Consider the following 17,422-nt stretch of genomic DNA (forward strand, 5'->3'; position numbering starts at 1 on the left):
CAAGAATACCAGCGTGAAGGTGCTGTCGCGATGACTCCGAATGAAATCATTACAAAACTGCAACTCTCCCGCCATCCCGAAGGCGGTTGGTATCGTCAAACCTGGGTGGCTGAAAGTAAGGGCCGCCCCAGCGGCACCTGCATCTACTTCCTGCTGCGCGGCAATGAGGCCAGTCATTGGCACCGGGTCGATGCCACCGAAATCTGGCTCTATCATTCCGGCGCGCCCCTGATCCTGTCACTTTCGGCAACGGATGAAGGCCCCGCCGAGGAGCTTTTGCTCACCCCGGACCTCTCCATGGGTCAACCACAGCTCATTGTGCCCGAGGGTCACTGGCAAGCTGCGCGCAGTACTGGGGATTACACACTGGTCAGTTGCACCGTCTCGCCAGGTTTCCAGTTTGAAGGCTTTGAGCTGGCTGAGCCGAATTTTGATATTCCGAACAAATGAACCTTGCCCTCTATTGGGCTTGCCATATCCGCCAGAAGATCAAAGTTAAGTTCCGGCAGCTTTTCGACAATCGACCTGAACTTTTTGTCAAACCTTGTCCCCATAGGGGGCTTTGCCCCCTCGCGCTCAGGGCGCTCACCCCCAGGATATTTCCAGCCAAATGAAAACAGGCTACCCTTTCATTTGGCCAATAATATCCCGGAGCGCGAGGCAGAGCCTCGTATCGGGTTTCTCCACTTATAACCCAAAAGTGTAGAAGAGCGAAGTAATCCGCACCCAACCCACATGAGCTCAACAATGTTCCGGCACACTAACAACCCCACCACCCACACAGGCGCTGACACCAGTCGTGCCGGGGCAAGAGGTCGGCAGGCCACACGCGACCCGCACGGCCAGAAAGGCAAAAGCCTGGGCCTCCAGCATATCGCCATCCAACCCGACTTCCTCAATCACCTTAACAGGACAATCCAATGAGACCTCTAGCATCTGCATCAGCACAGGATTGTGCCGCCCCCCCCCGGTCACTAGAACCGCCGATGGCGGCTCAGGGCAGTGCTCCATCCCCTGCGCCACCGATGCTGCGCACATGGCCGTGAGGGTTGCTGTGGCATCCGCATCATTCAACTCTGCCACCAAATCAATCATTTCCGAAAAATCGTTTCGATCCAGAGACTTTGGCGGCATTCGGGAGAAATAGGGTTCCGCCAAAAACAGCTCCAGTGCACCAGTTTCGACCTCTCCGCTTCTGGCGACCTGCCCGTCTTTGTCAAATTCCATCCCCAACCGCGTCTGGAGCAAATCATTTATCGGTGCATTTGCCGGTCCGGTATCAAAAGCCAAGAGTGCCCCTGGGTCCTCTGGGCTACTATACCGTGGATCGACATAGGTAATATTGCCGACCCCTCCAAGATTCAGAAAACAAATAGGGCCGCTCGCTTTGATGTATTTGGCACAGGCAAAGTGGAAAAACGGCGCCAACGGAGCCCCCTCGCCGCCCATCGCCACATCATCGCTGCGAAAATCCCAAACAACCGGCAGGTCCAGCGCCTCGGCTAGATGTGCACCATCTCCCACCTGCAGGGTGCCTTGCTGGTGCGGAGCATGGGCCAGGGTCTGGCCATGGAACCCAACCAAGTCAACATCTTCAAACCCGGCAAGCGCCACCACATGCGCCGCCTCAACCACCTCGGCTGCTGCCACCACCTCTGCCCCATGCCAATGCCCCAGAGCGGCGCGCAAAACCCCTCTCTCCTCTGAGGTAAAAGGGTGGTAGCCACTGGGACCAAAGCCCATGATCTGCTGACCATCGGTCTCAACCACCGCCACATCCACCCCGTCCAGCGAGGTTCCACTCATCGCACCCAACGCGCGCAAAACTCCGGATTTGGCGACTGCTTTGCTCATCTTCTGCCTCGTTTTGCTCTAACAGCAAAGCCTCCCTTTGCCGCGCTGCAGCCCCGGATTGCCACCCAGTGCCGTTTCCTCTGCATAACAGCCAACACTCACACAGGAAACCGCCGCTTTTGTCTGCAAAACAGGTTCCATGTGGGTGATTTGCGCCTTATACAACAGGTTGCAAACCAAAAGCCGAGGCATGTTATGACCTATCACCCCAAATCGGACTTCGTCGCTGTCATGATGGAACGCGGGTTCCTTGCTGATTGCACCGATTATCAAGGCCTTGATGAGGCCCTGATGCAGGGTGTTAAACCTGCCTATATCGGCTTTGATGCCACTGCAAAATCGCTGCATGTGGGCTCGCTCATTCAGATCATGATGCTGCGCTGGTTCCAGAAAACCGGCCATCAGCCAATCACCCTGATGGGCGGCGGCACCACCAAGGTGGGCGATCCCTCCTTTCGCGCCGATGAACGCCCGCTGCTGACCGAGGCGCAGATCGACGACAACATCGCCGGCATCAAAAAGGTGTTTTCGGCCTATATCGACTACGACAGTGACGCCCCCAACAAGGCTTTGATGCTGAACAACGCCGAATGGCTGGATGGGCTCAACTACCTTGAGTTCCTGCGCGACATCGGCCGTCATTTCTCGGTCAACCGTATGCTGGCCTTTGAATCTGTCAAATCGCGGCTGGACCGCGAACAAAGCCTCAGCTTCCTCGAATTCAACTATATGATCCTGCAGGCCTATGACTTCCTTGAGCTGAACCGCCGCTATGGCTGCATCCTGCAGATGGGCGGCTCGGATCAATGGGGCAATATCATCAACGGGATCGACCTTACCCGTCGCGTGCTGGACAATTCGATCTACGGGCTGACCTCGCCTTTGCTGACCACTTCAGACGGCAAGAAAATGGGCAAAAGCCAGGACGGTGCTGTTTGGCTAAACCCCGACATGCGCTCCCCCTACGAGTTCTGGCAGTTCTGGCGCAATACCACCGATGCTGACGTGGGCCGCTTCCTGAAACTCTATACCGAATTGCCCGTCGATGAATGCGACCGCTTAGGCGCACTCAAAGGTTCCGAGGTGAATGCGGCCAAGGTGATCCTCGCCAATGAGGTCACCAAATTGCTGCACGGATCTGAGGCCGCAGCCACTGCCGAAGCCACCGCGCGCGAAGTCTTTGAAAAGGGCGGCGTCGGCGATGACCTTCCCACCCTGACCCTGACGGGGGCAGAGCTTGGCGATGGCATCTCCATCGTTCAGCTGATTGTCAAATCCGGCCTTGCTAAATCAGGCAAGGATGCCAAGCGTCTGATCAATGAAAACGGCGCCAAACTGGATGACAAACCGCTCAGCGACGCGGGACTGATGATTGACTCCTCGGCACTCTCCAGCCCAATCAAGCTCAGCGCAGGCAAAAAGCGCCACGCTCTGGTGCAGCTCGCCGACTGATCGAGGCTGCCCAACAAAAACAAAAGGGGCTCTCCAGCCCCTTTTGCGTAAACTGATAGCTGCCCCAAATCATCGCACCCGTCCCAGCGCTGACCAGGCCTCATCATCTTTCCAAAAATATTCCGGAGTGTGAGGCAGAGCCTCACAAAACCTGTCCATTACAAAAACAGCCAATCAATCAGACTCAACAGCACAAAAACCGGGACAGACAAAACACTCGCCAAGGCAAAGGCCGCCGACAGGGTTAGCTTGGGGTTTGGCGCGATATGGCCCAGCACAGAGGTTTGCTTTTTCATCCAGCCATTAACCATCATTTAGGTTTCTGATTGGTAAATGATCCTATGTTGGACTTTCCCTCTCCTGCGGTGCTTTCTGCTCCCCCGCTGCTACCGGTAAGCGCAGGCTCCCGCCTCCCAGCGCTGGCGCAATCGGACGAATTTCGACGCGCCCTGACAGCCCTGGGCCAGGTTTCGGTAACGCTGCCGGAAATGAACAACACCTTGGTCACCACCCGCCGCCTTGCCGCGGGGCTACCACTGGCCATGATCAACCGCGCAGCCCTGCCGCACCCCTCTCAGCTTCTGGAGGCCCTAAAGAACAACGGGCTTGGGCGCACCCCAATAATCCTCTCCCCAGAACATCCCTGCCCCGAACTGGCAGAGATCGGCGCCTTGCCGCTGGTCAGCCCGGCCTTTGTGGCGCGGCTTGATCTCAGCAGATCCACCGAGGCCCGCAAAGCCACCCTGCACCAGAAGTGGCGCAACCGGCTGACCCGCGCAGAATCAAGCGATCTCAGGGTGAGCCGCCAAAACATGCCACTGGATGCCAGTCACTGGCTCTTTGCTGCGGATCAGGCTCAGCAGCGGCAGCGGCGCTATCGCAGCTGGCCCATTGGCCTGACCCTCGCCTATGCAAAGGAAAACAAGGGCAAGGCAAAGCTTTTTCAGGCCTTTCACGGAACAGATCCTGTCGCGGCCATCCTGATCCTGCGCCATGGCTCAGGTGCCACCTACCATATTGCCCATGCCACACAGACCGGCAAAGCCCTCTCGGCCCATAACCTGTTGATGTGGGACGCCATGAGCTGGCTCGCCGCCAAAGGCTGTCAGCGCTTGGATCTGGGTGTCATCAATACCGAAGAGGCCCCCGGCCTTGCCCGGTTCAAGCTGGGAACCGGGGCAAATCTATCGCAACTGGGGGGCACCTGGGCGCTCTGGTCGCCGCTGGGGCGGCTGCTCTCGCCCCTGGCCCGATGGGACAGGAAACTGATGGGCGCCACGTAGTGCTAGACAGATCCACTCCATCTGGTAGTTATTGAACGGATGTTCAGATACCCAAAGGACCACCGCTCATGAAACTTGCCCAGACCTGCGCCATTGTCACCGGCGGCGCCTCCGGCCTTGGAGAGGCCACCGCCCGCCACTTTGCCACAAATGGCGCCACAGTCACCATTCTGGACCGCGACGCCGAGCGCGGCCCCAAGATCGCCGCCGAAATCGGCGGGTATTTTGTACAAACCGATGTGACTGATGAGGCCTCGGTGAGCGCAGCCATCGCCTTTTCCGTCGAAAAAATGGGCCGTATCACCGCCTGTGTAAACTGTGCTGGCATTGCCTATGGCATCAAAACCATCGGCCGCGATGGTGCCCACCCTCTGGACGCCTACCAGCGCACCATCGACATCAACCTGGTTGGCACCTTCAATGTCGCGCGCCTTGCCGCTGTTGAAATCGCCAAGAACACGCCCGAATCCGATGGTGCCCGTGGTGTGATCATCAACACAGCCTCGATTGCAGCCTATGACGGTCAAAAAGGCCAAGCCGCCTATGCTGCCTCCAAAGGTGGCGTTGTCGGCATGTGCCTGCCCATGGCCCGCGACCTGGCCTCTTCCGGCATTCGGGTCATGACCATCGCCCCTGGCATTTTCATGACTCCCATGCTGGCAGGCCTGCCAGAAGAGGTGCAGCAGCAACTTGCAGCAGATGTGCCCAACCCGGCACGTCTCGGTGATCCTGCAGAATACGGCCAACTGGCAGGTTTCATCACCGAGGCTGGCTACCTCAACGGCGAAGTCATTCGCATTGACGGCGCCCTGCGCATGCGCTGAGGCCTATCCGACCCTGCCGCCACCCCATAAATCTTTGACAAAACAACGCAGAGGCGTGGGAAACTGATCCTGCGCCTCTTTGCTATGGGCCCGCATCTTGCGCCAACCGCACCGCGTCAGCGGTGCCGGGCCCAAGGCCGCATAAAGACGCCGATCAGGCGTCTGTGGGCGCGGGAGCCCCCCCCCCTCTGTGCATGTGCAGCAACAACAGCACAAACCAAATCTGCGGAGCAATTGTTGAGCAGAGACCATGCGCCGAATTACTGAAAGTTCGACCCTTAATCTGTTGTAAGGTTTTACGAATACAGAAACCTAGCCCTCGGCCTTCTCCTCCAGCTCCAGCCATTCCTCCTCTGCAGCAGCAAGTTTTTCCTGCCGTTCCACCAGGGCTTCAGTGGCCTTTTTGAATTTGACAGGCTCCCGTGTGAACAGATCCGGGTCAGCCATCAATTCTTGCAGCTTGGCAATCTCCTGTTCCAACCGTTCCATCTCAGCGGGGAGTGCCTCAAGCCGGTGCTTCTCTTTGAAGCTCAGTTTCTCCTGGGCAGGCGGGCTTTCAACGGCTTTAGCCTTTGCCTGTTGTTGTTTGATTATTTTGGTTTTTTCACCCTTTTGAACTTCGGGCAATCCACCGCGTTGACTGATGTAATCACTCCAGCCGCCAGCATAGGCCGTCACCTTGCCGTTGCCCTCCATGGCGATGGTTGTGGTCGCAACCCGGTCCAGAAAGTCCCGATCATGGCTGACCAAAAGCACGGTTCCGTCATAAGAATCCAGCAGCTCCTGCAACAGATCCAGCGTTTCCACATCCAGATCATTGGTCGGTTCATCCAGCACCAGGAGGTTGCTTTCGCGGGCCATCAACCGCGCCAGAAGCAGGCGCGCCTTTTCACCCCCCGAAAGAGATCTGACTGGTGCCCGCGCCTGGCGCTCATCAAACAGGAATTCCTTGAGATAGCCCACCACATGTTTCGGGTTGCCCCGAACCATGACCTGATCCGCCTTTCCGGAAATCCCCAGCAAAGGATCCGATGTCAGGTTTTCCCAAAGGCTGGCATTGGGATCCAGCTGGTCGCGGGTCTGGTCAAACAGCGCGATCTCCAGATTGGTGCCCAGCTTGATCGTGCCGGCATCCGGTTCGACCTGCCCCAGCATCAGCTTAAGCAGGGTGGTCTTACCCGCGCCATTCGGTCCGACAAAGGCCACCCGGTCACTGCGTTGAACTTTCAGGGAAAAGTTCTCCACAATCGGCTTGTCGCCATAGCTCTTGCTCAGCCCTTCGACCTCGATCACCTTACGGCCGGATTTTGGACCTGCCTCCAGAGCCAGTTCCGCTGCGCCCTGGCGTTTGATCTGACCGGCGCGTTGATCCTTCAGCTCATGCAGGGCACGCACCCGGCCCATATTGCGCTTGCGTCGGGCCGAGATACCTTCAACCGCCCAGCGGCTTTCGCTCTTGATCAGACGGTTCAGCTTGTGGCGTTGTTGATCCTCTTCTTCCCAGATCTTGTCGCGCCAGGCTTCAAACCCTTCAAAGCCTTTTTCTTGTCGGCGCACTTGACCGCGATCCACCCAGAGGGTGGCGCGGGTCAGGGCCCGCAAAAAGGCCCGGTCGTGGGAGATCAATACATAGGCAGCACGGGTGGAATTGAGCTCAGATTCCAGCCAGGTGATGGCCTCGATGTCGAGATGGTTTGTTGGCTCGTCCAGCAGCATCAGGTCGGGGGCTTCTGCCATCAGCTTGGCCAGCGCAGCGCGGCGCCGCTCTCCGCCAGAGGCGGTGGCAACGGGGCGGTCGGGGTCGAATTTCAGCCCCTCACCGGCGCGCTCCACTTTGTAGAGCTCACCCGGGTCCAGCTCACTGGCGGCAAAATCGCCCAAGGTCGCAAAGCCGCTCATTTGCGGATCCTGCTCCATATAGCCAACCGAACGCCCAGAGGGCACTACCAGGCTGCCGGTATCGGCTTCAACAAGCCCCGCCATCACCTTCATAAGGGTGGATTTTCCGGAACCATTACGCCCTACAAGGGCGACCCGGTCACCAGGTTGCACCACCAGATCGAGATCTGAAAAGATGGGATCGCCGCCAAAGGTGAGGGAGATACCGGTCATCTGCAAAAGAGGAATACGTGCCATGGGAGCCAGCTAAACCGCGCAGGCAATAAGGTCAACGCTCAGCGCGGCTCTGCAACGCCCCGCAACAGACGTTTACGCACGGCGGGAATGGTGCTGACCCCAAGTCCGGTAAAAACATGGCATGTGTTGAGGTCCGCATCAATCACCACATGGTCGCTCACCCAACCGCCCATCGCCAGATAGCTGCGCAACAGCGGTGGCAACTGAGCCTGGGCTTGTTTCAAATCCGGTTTTTGCCCTGCCCTCCGGTTGCGCAACAGGTCCTCAAGCAACCTTACGCTCTTTGCCTTGGCTCCCGGGCGCCATGGTTCAGGCGCCAGATGGCGGCGGTGCAACAGGGCAAAGGCCTCGAGGTAGGCATCTGGGCTGGTTCCAGCAAATGACGAGCAGCCAAACAGCAACTCGGTTCCGCTTTGATCCACCAACGCCGTAACCGCCCCCCAGGCAAGACGCAAAACGCCAGCATCCTTGCAATCCGGATCAATACAGAATCGGCCAAGCTCCATCAGGTGGCCAGGGAATGTGGAAAGATGTGAAAGATCATAAAACTGGAAAGAGTAGCTCTCCTCCAGCTGCCCTCCGTTCTGCAACAGCATGAGCCGGAAACACCCAACAACCCTGCCGCAGGTGACGGTCTCAATCAGCACATGCAGACAGGCTGCATCAAATTTGTCCTGATCAAGGGGGTCAGTTCGGAAACAGCGCGCCCGCAATCGTTGCGCTGCCAACACATCATCAGCCCCCGACGCAATCCGCGCCCGGTATCCGCCCTTTTGCAACAGCAAGCCCGAAACGGGCATCCCTGCCAGCACCATCCCCTTGCTTGTGCCTATCACTTCCAGCCCTCCTTGCCCATCGGAGTCGCCGCTCCACGCGACCAATCCCTCACAATTCAGACAATTCTGCCCGGAGCTGACCCCTGACTACGGGCAGTTTCCCGCCATTTATTCCTCCAGCAAGGAGCCAGGATTAAAGTTGCCTAGGCTGCCAAGAAGCTGACGGACAAATGTTTTGTCCTCAACACTAGAGCTGGTCACCCGGCGTTCCAGGGGAATCACCCTGCCATCTTCCAGGCTGTAACGTTCAACGCCTGAAACCACATCACGAGAGTCAAAGCTGATAGCAACCAAGGTCCGCGAGACTGGTTTGGTAGCTCCGGCGCCGCGGGTGCGCATCAAGGTGGAGACATAGTAGTATCCGCCATCATTCAAAACTCCCGAAGCTGTGGGGACACCAACGGTCTCGGCAACCGAATCCTTGGTATCAACACCAACAACAACTTCAGCCAATTCCTCTTCGGTGGGGACATAACCGTGCTTCTGGTAGATGGCACTACATCCGGCCAATGCCGCCGCAGCAACCGCCCAGGCAGCATATTTCACCGCTGCTTTCAGCTGGTCTTTTTGTGCATTCATGATGATCCCCACAACACTGCATTGCCTCTGGCTTGAACACGCCTTTGAACCCGATTACCTAATGCAGGCGTCCGGTTCAAGAAACGAAAGTAGCCAACATGACTGACAGCACCACCCTAAAGGTGTCCGATCTGCCACAGAACAGGGCAACTTCCTTTGATCTGCAACCTGATGCAAAGACCCTTGAAACGCTGGCACAGGAGCTGGATATCAAGGGTTTGCGCAAGCTTCGCTTTACTGGAAGTGTCAGCACCAAGGGCCGTCGCGACTGGCAGCTTTCTGCTACTTTGGGCGCGACAGTTTTGCAGGACTGCGTGGTGACGCTGGAACCGATGACCACACGAATCGATGAAAAGGTTGAACGGATCTTTGTTTCCGAGCTGTCGGAATCTGATGACCCGGAGGTGGAAATGGATGCGGATGAGCGTATCGAACCGCTGCAGGACACCATCGATCCGTCAGTTGTGATGATCGAAGCCCTGTCTCTGCTGATCCCTACATATCCGAGAAAAGACGGCGCAGAACTGGGCGAGGCAGTCTACAGCCAGCCGGGCGTTGCCCCGATGCGGGAAGAAGATACCAAACCCTTTGCAGGTTTGGCTGCCTTGAAGGAACAGCTCAACCAGGACAATGAGAGTTAAAAAACTCTTGAAATGTCGGTTTTCCGGGTGGTAACGCCGGGCAGCCTAGCTTAAAAAAACGCTTGCGCAGACGGAGATTCTCAGTATTTTCGCGCGCTCATCGGAATTTTTGGTTGGACATCGGAGAGGCTGCGGCCTAAACGCTCGCCTACCGATCTAACGAACGAATGTGAAACGCGCCGCGGGCAGAACCCCAAGGCCCCAAAATACGAAGGTTGAGACATGGCCGTCCAACAGAATAAAGTATCCAAGTCGCGCCGTAACAACCGCCGCGCGCACGACGCTCTGGTTGCTGCAAACCCGAACGAATGCTCGAACTGCGGTGAGTTGAAGCGCCCCCACCACGTGTGCCCCTCCTGTGGTCACTATGACAGCAAAGAAATTGTTGCTGTAAACGACGAAGTCGAAATCGACGAAGACGCGGCATAAGATCGCGACGATCACACAATTTGCGGGGCGGATTTTTGTATGACGGGTAAACCCGATCAATCAGTGACAAAATCCGACCGCATTGTGATCTCGGTTGACGCCATGGGCGGAGACGCCGGCCCTGCTGTTGTAGTGGCCGGTCTTGCCATGTCTGCAAAGAAGAATCCCCAATTGGGGTTCTTGCTGCATGGTCCTACCCAAGAATTGACCGCCCTGGTGGCCAAACGCCGGATCCTCGACGGGCGTGTCGAAATTCGTGACGCCCAAAAGGTTGTCACCATGGAAGACAAACCTAGCCAGGTCATGCGCAACGGCAAGGGCACTTCGATGTGGTCCACCCTGGATGCGGTCAAAAAAGGCGAAGCTGCCGGCGCCGTCTCCTGCGGCAACACAGGCGCCTTGATGGCGCTGTCGATGCTGCGTCTGCGCAAAGTGCCCGGTGTGAACCGCCCGGCAATTGCGATTCTCTGGCCTTCGCGCAACCCGCAGGGGTTCAACGTGATGCTGGACGTTGGCGCCGATGTACGGGCCGATGCGCAAGACCTCTTGCAATATGCCCTGATGGGCACCTCTTATATCCGCAATTCCATGGATATTCGCCGCCCTCGGGTTGGCCTGCTGAATGTGGGTACCGAAGAACACAAGGGACACGCTGAGCTAAAAGAAGCCCATGCGTTGATTGCAGCCCAGGCGGAGAAGGCAGATTACGAATTTGTCGGCTTTGTGGAAGGGAGTGACATACCCGGCGATGCGGTCGACCTTATCGTCACCGATGGCTTTACCGGCAATGTCGCAATCAAGACAGGCGAAGGCACCGCCAGCATGTTGCGCACAACCCTGCGCGAAGCCTTTGAATATTCAGTTCTTTCTCGCATTGCAGCCATTCTGGCCTATACCTCGCTCTCACGGCTTGCAAAACGCATTGACCCCCGCCGGGTCAACGGTGGGGTGTTCCTTGGGCTGAATGGGACTGTGGTCAAATCTCACGGTGGCGCCGACGCCACCGGCATCTCAGCTGCGGTCAAGCTCGCCTTTCTGTTGGCTCAGCAAGGCTTTGCCGAAAAGCTGGCTGCACGGGTTGCATCTGTCGTCGAGCTTACCCAAGATGACGTAGCTTCCCAGGATGCTGAGCATCCCATCAAATAACTCCAAAAGGCAGGCATAGAATGACGCGACGTGCAGTAGTGGTTGGCACAGGACATTATCTCCCCAATCGGGTAGTGGAAAACGCGGAATTTGAAGCCTCTCTGGAAACAAGCGACGAGTGGATTCGCTCACGCTCCGGAATCGAGCGGCGCCACTTTGCCGCCGAGGGCGAAACCACCTCGGATATGGCAACAGCTGCGGCTCAGGCCGCGCTGGACGATGCCGGGCTGGAAGCCAAGGACATCGACGCGATTGTGCTTGCCACCTCCACTGCCGATATGACCTTCCCCTCCGCCGCGACCATGGTGCAGGCCAAACTGGGCATGACCAATGGCTTTGCTTTTGATGTGCAGGCCGTTTGCGCCGGTTTCGTCTACGCCCTGACCAATGCCAATGCGCTCCTTCTATCCGGTCAGGCAGAGCGCGTCTTGGTGATTGGTGCGGAAACCTTTAGCCGGATTATGGATTGGACAGATCGCTCCACCTGTGTGCTGTTTGGCGATGGCGCCGGGGCGCTGGTGCTGGAGGCACAGACCCAGAGCGGCAGCAAAGAGGATCGCGGCATTCTCGCCACCGATCTCAATTCTGACGGGCGATACCGAGACCTGCTCTATGTGGATGGCGGCGTAGCCACACAAAACACCGGCCATCTGCGCATGCAGGGCAACCAGGTGTTCCGCCATGCCGTGGAAAAACTTGCCAAAACCGCAAATACAGCGCTGGAACGCGCCGAGTTGAGTACCGATGATGTCGATTGGATCGTGCCGCATCAGGCCAATATCCGCATCATTCAGGGCACTGCCAAAAAGATGGGTCTGTCGATGGACAACGTGGTTGTCACGGTCCAGGACCACGGCAATACCTCTGCCGCCTCAATCCCGCTGGCACTTTCTGTTGGAAAATCGCGTGGTCAGATTAAGCCCGGGGACCTAATTGTGACCGAAGCCATCGGCGGCGGCCTGGCCTGGGGCGCAGTAGTGTTGCGCTGGTAGCTACGAAGCCAGGAAACAGGCCACTTGCAATTCATTGATATTGACAGGGAAATTCCCCTGCCCCTATGATTTGACAAACAATGGGGATTTAGCATGAGCGAAAAAACTCTTACACGCATGGATCTGAGCGAAGCCGTCTTCCGTGAGGTCGGCCTGTCTCGAAACGAAAGCGCCCAGCTGGTAGAGAGCATGTTGCAGCACATGTCCGATGCTCTTGTGCAGGGAGAGCAGGTTAAAATCTCGTCCTTTGGCACCTTTAGTGTCCGCGACAAATCTGCTCGTGTGGGCCGCAATCCCAAGACCGGGGAGGAAGTTCCAATCCAGCCCCGTCGTGTTTTGACCTTCCGCCCCTCACATTTGATGAAAGATCGGGTGGCCGAGGGAAACCGCAAGTAATACGGCACACTCCTCTTCTACCCCAGCCTGACTGGCCCTACTCCGGCTCTGCCTGAGATCTTGACGTTTGCCTTTGGGCCAGCAAACCCCAGCTCTTCCCAGAGCAAGATCATTGGAACAATTACGATGTCAAAATCAGCAGACGCCTTTCGCACCATCAGCGAAGTTGCGGACTGGCTCGGCGTGCAGGCCCATGTTCTGCGCTTTTGGGAAAGCAAATTTACGCAGATCAAGCCGGTAAAACGGGCGGGGGGTCGGCGCTATTACCGCCCCGCAGATATGCTTCTGTTGGGCGGCATCACCAAGCTGTTGCACAAAGACGGGCTGTCGATCAAAGAGGTTCAGGCGATTCTCCGCGATCAGGGCATTTCTCATGTGAGTCAGCTGTCTCATGACCTGGATTCCGATGGTCCGCCGTCCGATGAAGTCCCCCCAGATTTTCATGAAAAATCCACCGAAATCATAGACATACCCCCGGCCGCAGAGCCCATTGCAGAAGCATCAATGCCTCCCGGTTTGAGTAGCAAGCCCTCCACCCAATCTCCGGAAGAGTCCCCGCCAGAGACGCAGGTCACCACGCTCGCAGATCCCGTGGAGAGCGAAGCGCTTGAAGAAATTCAAACCGATTCATCCTCAGGTGCAGAGCTGGATCAGGTCGTAAATCAGGTACAAGAGCCAGTTGTTGAGAATGCTGAGGTATCTGAGGTTCCTCAACCTGCCGAAGTCACCGCGGCCGAACCAGCACCTGAACCTGAGCCCACCCCCACAGATCCAGTTGCACCAATCACGCCAGAGGCGACCCCAACAGCGCAGCACGAACGCGCCACCGCTCCGACCTCGGCGGCGGAGCCCGAACAGATGGATATGCTGCTCGACACTCCGGCAGAGCCCTCCCCAATAGCTGAGCCCCAACCTGAGCCCCAACCTGAGCCACAGCCTGAAAGCCTGGAACCGGAGACTGAAGCCGCCGCTATTGCTCCTCTTCAGGATCTCGCTGAACCTGTCGAGACCACAGCAGTCGAAACAGTTCCGGTGGATGCCGACCCTGTACAGCCCGCGCCCGTAGAGAGCCCCCAGGCAGACCCTGCACCGGTTGAGACTGGACCGGCTGAAACTGTGGCTGTCGAGGTTGGCCCAGTTGAAGTCACCCCTCAGGAGAGCGCTACCCAATCGGCGCCGACCTTTGAAGAAGAGAATCATCTGGCTGCCACACTGGTCGAGACCTCTGAAGAACAGGCACAGGGCGCAGAACCGACACCGGAGCAACCAGCCACCACCTCAAATGCAGCTGCCACCCCGGCGACAGTCCTGTCGCTGCTTGAGCGGACCACTAGCCTGCCTGCGCATCTCAAGGCGGATGTCGCTGGCTGTGCGGCTGAATTGCGTGCAATCTTGGCTGCGGGCTAAAATATTCACCGCCACTGAAAAAAACCGGAAATACCCCCTTGCCCCCGCTGGGAAATACAGTAGAACCCGTCATCAGCGGGCTATGGCGCAGCCTGGTAGCGCGTCCGTCTGGGGGACGGAAGGTCGCAGGTTCGAGTCCTGCTAGCCCGACCAAAAAACTGTTTGAGTGCTTTGCATTCAAACAGTTTTTTTGCATTTGGGCAGTCGCACTTGCTGTTTTGCCAAAACATCAAAGAGATGATAACGGTCACCCTTATCGGCACTTCCAAGCCAGAGGATAATGGATCATGACCGGCGTTCTACCCAGCCAAGCTATTGAAAAAATGTTCGATCGTGGTGAGATCACCCTCACCGAACCTCTGGTCGATGGTCAGGTCCAACCCGCCAGTCTGGATCTGCGACTTGGCACCGTTGCTTACCGTGTTCGCGCCTCCTTCCTGGCGGGGCATGAGTGCAGCGTGGCCGACCGGATCAGCGAATTTGAAATGCACCGCATCGATTTGACCGATGGGGCCGTTTTGGAAAAGGGCTGTGTCTATCTGGTGCCTCTGATGGAGGGGCTGGCGCTGCCTCAGGACGTCTCAGCGGTGGCAAATGCCAAAAGCTCAACCGGGCGCCTTGATCTGCTGACCCGGACAATCACCGATGGCGGGGTGGAATTTGACCGAATCAAGCCCGGCTATAGCGGCCCGCTCTATGCCGAGATCTGCCCGCGCTCCTTTTCAGTGCTGGTGCGCCCCGGCATGCGCTTGAATCAGATCCGCTTTCGTCAGGGTCAGGCTGTGCTCAGCGATGCAGAGCTCACCGACCTGCACCAGCAAAGCCCGCTGGTCGATGGCCAGGCCGTGATCGAAGACGGGCTGGGGTTTTCTGTTGATCTGCGCCTGCCCGGCTCTGATCTGGTGGGCTATCGCGCCAAGCCGCACACCGGGGTGATTGATCTGGATCGTATCGGAGAATATGACCCGCAGGACTATTGGGAAGAAGTGCACAGCACCTCTGGTCGCATTATCCTCGACCCCGGTGCCTTCTATATTCTGGTGAGCCGTGAAGCGGTTCAAATTCCCCCCGCCTATGCGGCTGAAATGGCCCCCTATCTTGCCATGGTCGGGGAATTCCGGGTGCATTACGCCGGCTTCTTTGATCCCGGCTTTGGCCATGATGCCGCCGGCGGATCTGGGTCACGTGGCGTGTTGGAAGTACGCTGCCATGAGGCCCCCTTTGTGCTCGAGCACGGTCAGGTCGTGGGTCGCCTCGTCTATGAGCGCATGAGCGAGTTACCAGAGCAGCTATACGGTGTAGGAATTGCCTCCAACTATCAAGGTCAGGGGCTTAAACTCTCCAAACACTTCAAAACCCCCGCTTGACGCTTTACCGATTCTGCACAGGGCGCTATTTCACATAGGGGCCTTCGGCCAAATCCACTGAGACCTCTGCCTGCACCGTCCGCTCCAGATGCGTGGAGAGCGCCATATAGGTGCGGGTGCCGCGTACACCCTCGACGTCATAGATCTGTGCCAACAGCCCCTCCAGCGCCGGCGGCGAAGCCACCCGCACCTTGAGAATCAGGCAGGCGTCGCCGGTTGCGGTATGGATCTCTTCAACTTCTGGCCAATCCTCCATTGCCAGCATTGGCCCGGTCTTGCCCCAGCCCACGGTATCCACATGAATAAAGGCCAGCAATGGTTTGCCCATCGCAGCGCCATCAAGCTGCGCGACAGTGGATTTGATCACCCCAGCAGCCCGCAACCTCTTGACCCTCTCATGAACCGCCGGAGCCGAGAGGCCAACCGCAGCGCTGATCTTGGCATAGGATTGGCCGGCATCGCGACATAGCTCACCTAATATTCTTCGGTCCAAAGCATCCATTTTCCCACTCCCAACTACAGTTTCTGAATAATGTCTGTTTCTTTCCATAAACCCTCTGCCAGGGGTTCACGGAACATCCTTCTGAGATTATCTGCATCTACGGAACAAAAATCAAAGGCTATGAGATGTCCCATCAGGCAGTAACACATCAGCAACCGCTCTGGGCCTCAATCCTGGTCCTGATGAGCGCCATTGGCATTATCGGCTCAAACTCGCTGTTGCTGTCACCGCTGGTTCTGGCTGTGGGAAATGATCTGGGCACCGATCCGGCCGGGGTGATGCAGGCTGCCAGTGCCTATGGGCTGGGTGTGGCGGCCGCCGCCCTGACCCTGGCCCCGCTGGGCGACCGTATCGGCGCAGGACGGCTGCTGCGTATCGCCCTGCTGGTGCTGACACTTGGCTTGGGCGCCAGTGCGGCTGCGCCGGGCCTATGGGGCTTGATCGCCGCGCAGGTTCTTTGCGGTCTGGCAGGCGGCGCTGCCCTGCCATCAATCTACACCCTCGCGGCGGTGATTGCCCCACGAGGGCGCGAAGCCCGCATCGTGGGGCTGGTCCTGACGGGCTGGACCCTATCCATGGTGCTGGGCGTTAGCCTGAGCGCATGGCTAGCCGATCTGGCCGGCTGGCGACTGGTCTATCTGGCACTGGCGGTACTGGCAGCGGGGCTCTGGCTCGGCTCTGCGGGGATGGCCCGGATTGCCTCCGGCTCTACCGGACAGGCCAGCTCGCCACTGACGGCACTGCGCGTCCCTGGCATTCGGCGTGGCCTTTTGGCTTCCTGCCTCTTGATGCTGAGCTTTTACACCACCTATTTCTTCACCGGCGCCCATGTGACCCTCACCCTGGGCCTCAGCACCGCGCAGGCGGGGCTGCTACCGCTGTTTTACGGCATTGGATTTGGCCTGGCGGTGATCTTTGATCCACTGTTGGACCGGCTGGGGCTGTCGCGCGCGACGCCGCCCGTCTTTGTGTTGATTGCCCTCACCTATCTGGTGATGCTCTCCTTTGCAGCCGACTACACATTACTGCTGTTATTCTCGCTGGTCTGGGGCATTTTCCAACATCTCGGGCTCAACCTATTGGTGGCGCGGCTTACCGCGCTGGACCCGAGACAACGCGGCGCCATCATGGGGCTTTACAGCACCATTACCTATCTCTGCGTCTTTGCCGCCCCCTTTGCCGGAGCTCTGCTCTTTCCGCTCTGGGGACTGGTGGGCTGTCTGGCGCTTTCGGCGCTGCTATGCCTGCTGGAAGCCATCGAGGCCGCGATCAGCCTGCGCCAAACCTCGAGTACTACTGATCCCGCTTCGCCCGGCGCGCCTGTCTGATTGCCCGGATACGCTCTCGTTCTGAGCGGGCTTCAGCCTCAGCTGGGGTCTCTGCTGCGGCCTCCTGATGGCGGCCTCTGCCTGCGCCGCGGGATTTGCGGCCCGACAGGGCCCCAAGCCCGGCATCAACGCCCGCATTCACCGCCTTGCCCAGCAAACGCCGCATCACCAGCTTAACAATCATATCGAGGTTCATCACGTTTCTCCCAGGGCCTCAGGCACCGATCTCACAGAGGGCACTGCTCAAGAG

19 protein-coding genes and 1 tRNA gene are annotated in these 17,422 nt (G+C 58.0%); 13 read left to right on the plus strand and 7 right to left on the minus strand.

All coding sequences use genetic code 11. The features are described from left to right. Nucleotides 1-30 precede the first annotated feature (30 nt). Complete coding sequence (locus ED661_RS19685) at nucleotides 31-450, plus strand: cupin domain-containing protein (protein WP_122077083.1); 420 nt, start codon at nucleotides 31-33, stop codon at nucleotides 448-450. A 291-nt stretch (nucleotides 451-741) separates the two neighbouring features. Here the strand turns inward: ED661_RS19685 and ED661_RS19690 are convergent, their stop codons facing one another. Beyond that, nucleotides 742-1,854 carry an anhydro-N-acetylmuramic acid kinase gene (locus ED661_RS19690; protein WP_122076315.1) on the minus strand — a complete coding sequence of 371 codons (1,113 nt, stop codon included), beginning with the start codon at nucleotides 1,852-1,854 and terminating at the stop codon, nucleotides 742-744. A 195-nt stretch (nucleotides 1,855-2,049) separates the two neighbouring features. Here ED661_RS19690 and tyrS point away from each other — a divergent pair, with 195 nt between their 5' ends. Further along, on the plus strand, nucleotides 2,050-3,306 hold the full coding sequence (tyrS, locus tag ED661_RS19695) for a tyrosine--tRNA ligase (protein ID WP_122076317.1): 1,257 nt from the start codon (nucleotides 2,050-2,052) through the stop codon (nucleotides 3,304-3,306). A gap of 158 nt (nucleotides 3,307-3,464) precedes the next feature. Here the strand turns inward: tyrS and ED661_RS22030 are convergent, their stop codons facing one another. Beyond that, complete coding sequence (locus ED661_RS22030) at nucleotides 3,465-3,620, minus strand: hypothetical protein (protein ID WP_162930184.1); 156 nt, start codon at nucleotides 3,618-3,620, stop codon at nucleotides 3,465-3,467. A 27-nt stretch (nucleotides 3,621-3,647) separates the two neighbouring features. On the opposite strand from ED661_RS22030, the gene ED661_RS19700 reads away from it, so the two are divergent. Both ED661_RS19700 and ED661_RS19705 read left to right on the plus strand, forming a co-directional pair. Next, the gene (locus ED661_RS19700; protein WP_122076319.1) at nucleotides 3,648-4,589 is read left to right on the plus strand and encodes a GNAT family N-acetyltransferase; all 942 of its coding nucleotides are present in this window, start codon (nucleotides 3,648-3,650) and stop codon (nucleotides 4,587-4,589) included. A 68-nt stretch (nucleotides 4,590-4,657) separates the two neighbouring features. After that, nucleotides 4,658-5,413, plus strand: a complete 756-nt coding sequence (locus tag ED661_RS19705; RefSeq protein ID WP_122076320.1) for an SDR family NAD(P)-dependent oxidoreductase — start codon at nucleotides 4,658-4,660, stop codon at nucleotides 5,411-5,413. Between the two features lie 312 nt (nucleotides 5,414-5,725). Here ED661_RS19705 and ED661_RS19710 read toward each other — a convergent pair whose 3' ends face one another. The 3 genes from ED661_RS19710 to ED661_RS19720 form a co-directional block, all read right to left on the minus strand. After that, nucleotides 5,726-7,525 carry an ABC-F family ATP-binding cassette domain-containing protein gene (locus ED661_RS19710; protein ID WP_174214201.1) on the minus strand — a complete coding sequence of 600 codons (1,800 nt, stop codon included), beginning with the start codon at nucleotides 7,523-7,525 and terminating at the stop codon, nucleotides 5,726-5,728. Nucleotides 7,526-7,587: 62 nt separating this feature from the next. Continuing rightward, nucleotides 7,588-8,385 (minus strand): GNAT family N-acetyltransferase, encoded by a 798-nt coding sequence (locus ED661_RS19715; protein ID WP_371412470.1) that lies wholly within the window; start codon nucleotides 8,383-8,385, stop codon nucleotides 7,588-7,590. Between the two features lie 108 nt (nucleotides 8,386-8,493). Then, nucleotides 8,494-8,964 (minus strand): outer membrane protein assembly factor BamE, encoded by a 471-nt coding sequence (locus tag ED661_RS19720; protein WP_162930200.1) that lies wholly within the window; start codon nucleotides 8,962-8,964, stop codon nucleotides 8,494-8,496. Nucleotides 8,965-9,062: 98 nt separating this feature from the next. On the opposite strand from ED661_RS19720, the gene ED661_RS19725 reads away from it, so the two are divergent. The 8 genes from ED661_RS19725 to ED661_RS19760 all read left to right on the plus strand — a co-directional run bounded on the left by ED661_RS19725 (nucleotide 9,063) and on the right by ED661_RS19760 (nucleotide 15,342). Continuing rightward, nucleotides 9,063-9,605, plus strand: coding sequence for a DUF177 domain-containing protein (locus ED661_RS19725; protein ID WP_122076328.1), 543 nt, complete (start codon nucleotides 9,063-9,065; stop codon nucleotides 9,603-9,605). 222 nt (nucleotides 9,606-9,827) lie between these two features. Then, a complete protein-coding gene (rpmF, locus tag ED661_RS19730; RefSeq protein WP_122076330.1) occupies nucleotides 9,828-10,034 on the plus strand; it encodes a 50S ribosomal protein L32 in 207 nt (68 codons plus the stop codon). Between the two features lie 39 nt (nucleotides 10,035-10,073). After that, on the plus strand, nucleotides 10,074-11,180 hold the full coding sequence (gene plsX / locus ED661_RS19735) for a phosphate acyltransferase PlsX (RefSeq protein WP_122076332.1): 1,107 nt from the start codon (nucleotides 10,074-10,076) through the stop codon (nucleotides 11,178-11,180). Nucleotides 11,181-11,200: 20 nt separating this feature from the next. Next, nucleotides 11,201-12,172: a beta-ketoacyl-ACP synthase III gene (locus ED661_RS19740; protein ID WP_122076334.1), complete on the plus strand. Its 972-nt coding sequence runs from the start codon at nucleotides 11,201-11,203 to the stop codon at nucleotides 12,170-12,172. Between the two features lie 93 nt (nucleotides 12,173-12,265). Beyond that, nucleotides 12,266-12,568 (plus strand): integration host factor subunit alpha, encoded by a 303-nt coding sequence (gene ihfA, locus ED661_RS19745; RefSeq protein ID WP_122076336.1) that lies wholly within the window; start codon nucleotides 12,266-12,268, stop codon nucleotides 12,566-12,568. Between the two features lie 126 nt (nucleotides 12,569-12,694). Next, a complete protein-coding gene (locus ED661_RS22305) occupies nucleotides 12,695-13,975 on the plus strand; it encodes a MerR family transcriptional regulator (protein WP_254054901.1) in 1,281 nt (426 codons plus the stop codon). A gap of 76 nt (nucleotides 13,976-14,051) precedes the next feature. After that, nucleotides 14,052-14,128 (plus strand) — tRNA-Pro (locus tag ED661_RS19755). 134 nt (nucleotides 14,129-14,262) lie between these two features. Beyond that, nucleotides 14,263-15,342 (plus strand): 2'-deoxycytidine 5'-triphosphate deaminase, encoded by a 1,080-nt coding sequence (locus ED661_RS19760; protein ID WP_122076338.1) that lies wholly within the window; start codon nucleotides 14,263-14,265, stop codon nucleotides 15,340-15,342. 25 nt (nucleotides 15,343-15,367) lie between these two features. On the opposite strand, the gene ED661_RS19765 is transcribed toward ED661_RS19760, so the two are convergent. Continuing rightward, nucleotides 15,368-15,844, minus strand: a complete 477-nt coding sequence (locus ED661_RS19765) for an Lrp/AsnC family transcriptional regulator (RefSeq protein ID WP_122076340.1) — start codon at nucleotides 15,842-15,844, stop codon at nucleotides 15,368-15,370. 125 nt (nucleotides 15,845-15,969) lie between these two features. Here ED661_RS19765 and ED661_RS19770 point away from each other — a divergent pair, with 125 nt between their 5' ends. Continuing rightward, nucleotides 15,970-17,172: an MFS transporter gene (locus ED661_RS19770; RefSeq protein WP_122076342.1), complete on the plus strand. Its 1,203-nt coding sequence runs from the start codon at nucleotides 15,970-15,972 to the stop codon at nucleotides 17,170-17,172. Here the strand turns inward: ED661_RS19770 and ED661_RS19775 are convergent. Continuing rightward, nucleotides 17,138-17,368, minus strand: a complete 231-nt coding sequence (locus ED661_RS19775) for a hypothetical protein (RefSeq protein ID WP_162930202.1) — start codon at nucleotides 17,366-17,368, stop codon at nucleotides 17,138-17,140. The two genes, ED661_RS19770 and ED661_RS19775, sit on opposite strands and share 35 nt — an antisense overlap. Nucleotides 17,369-17,422: the final 54 nt, after the last annotated feature.

The sequence above is a fragment of the Pseudophaeobacter sp. EL27 genome, from assembly GCF_900313025.1.
Taxonomy (GTDB): domain Bacteria; phylum Pseudomonadota; class Alphaproteobacteria; order Rhodobacterales; family Rhodobacteraceae; genus Pseudophaeobacter.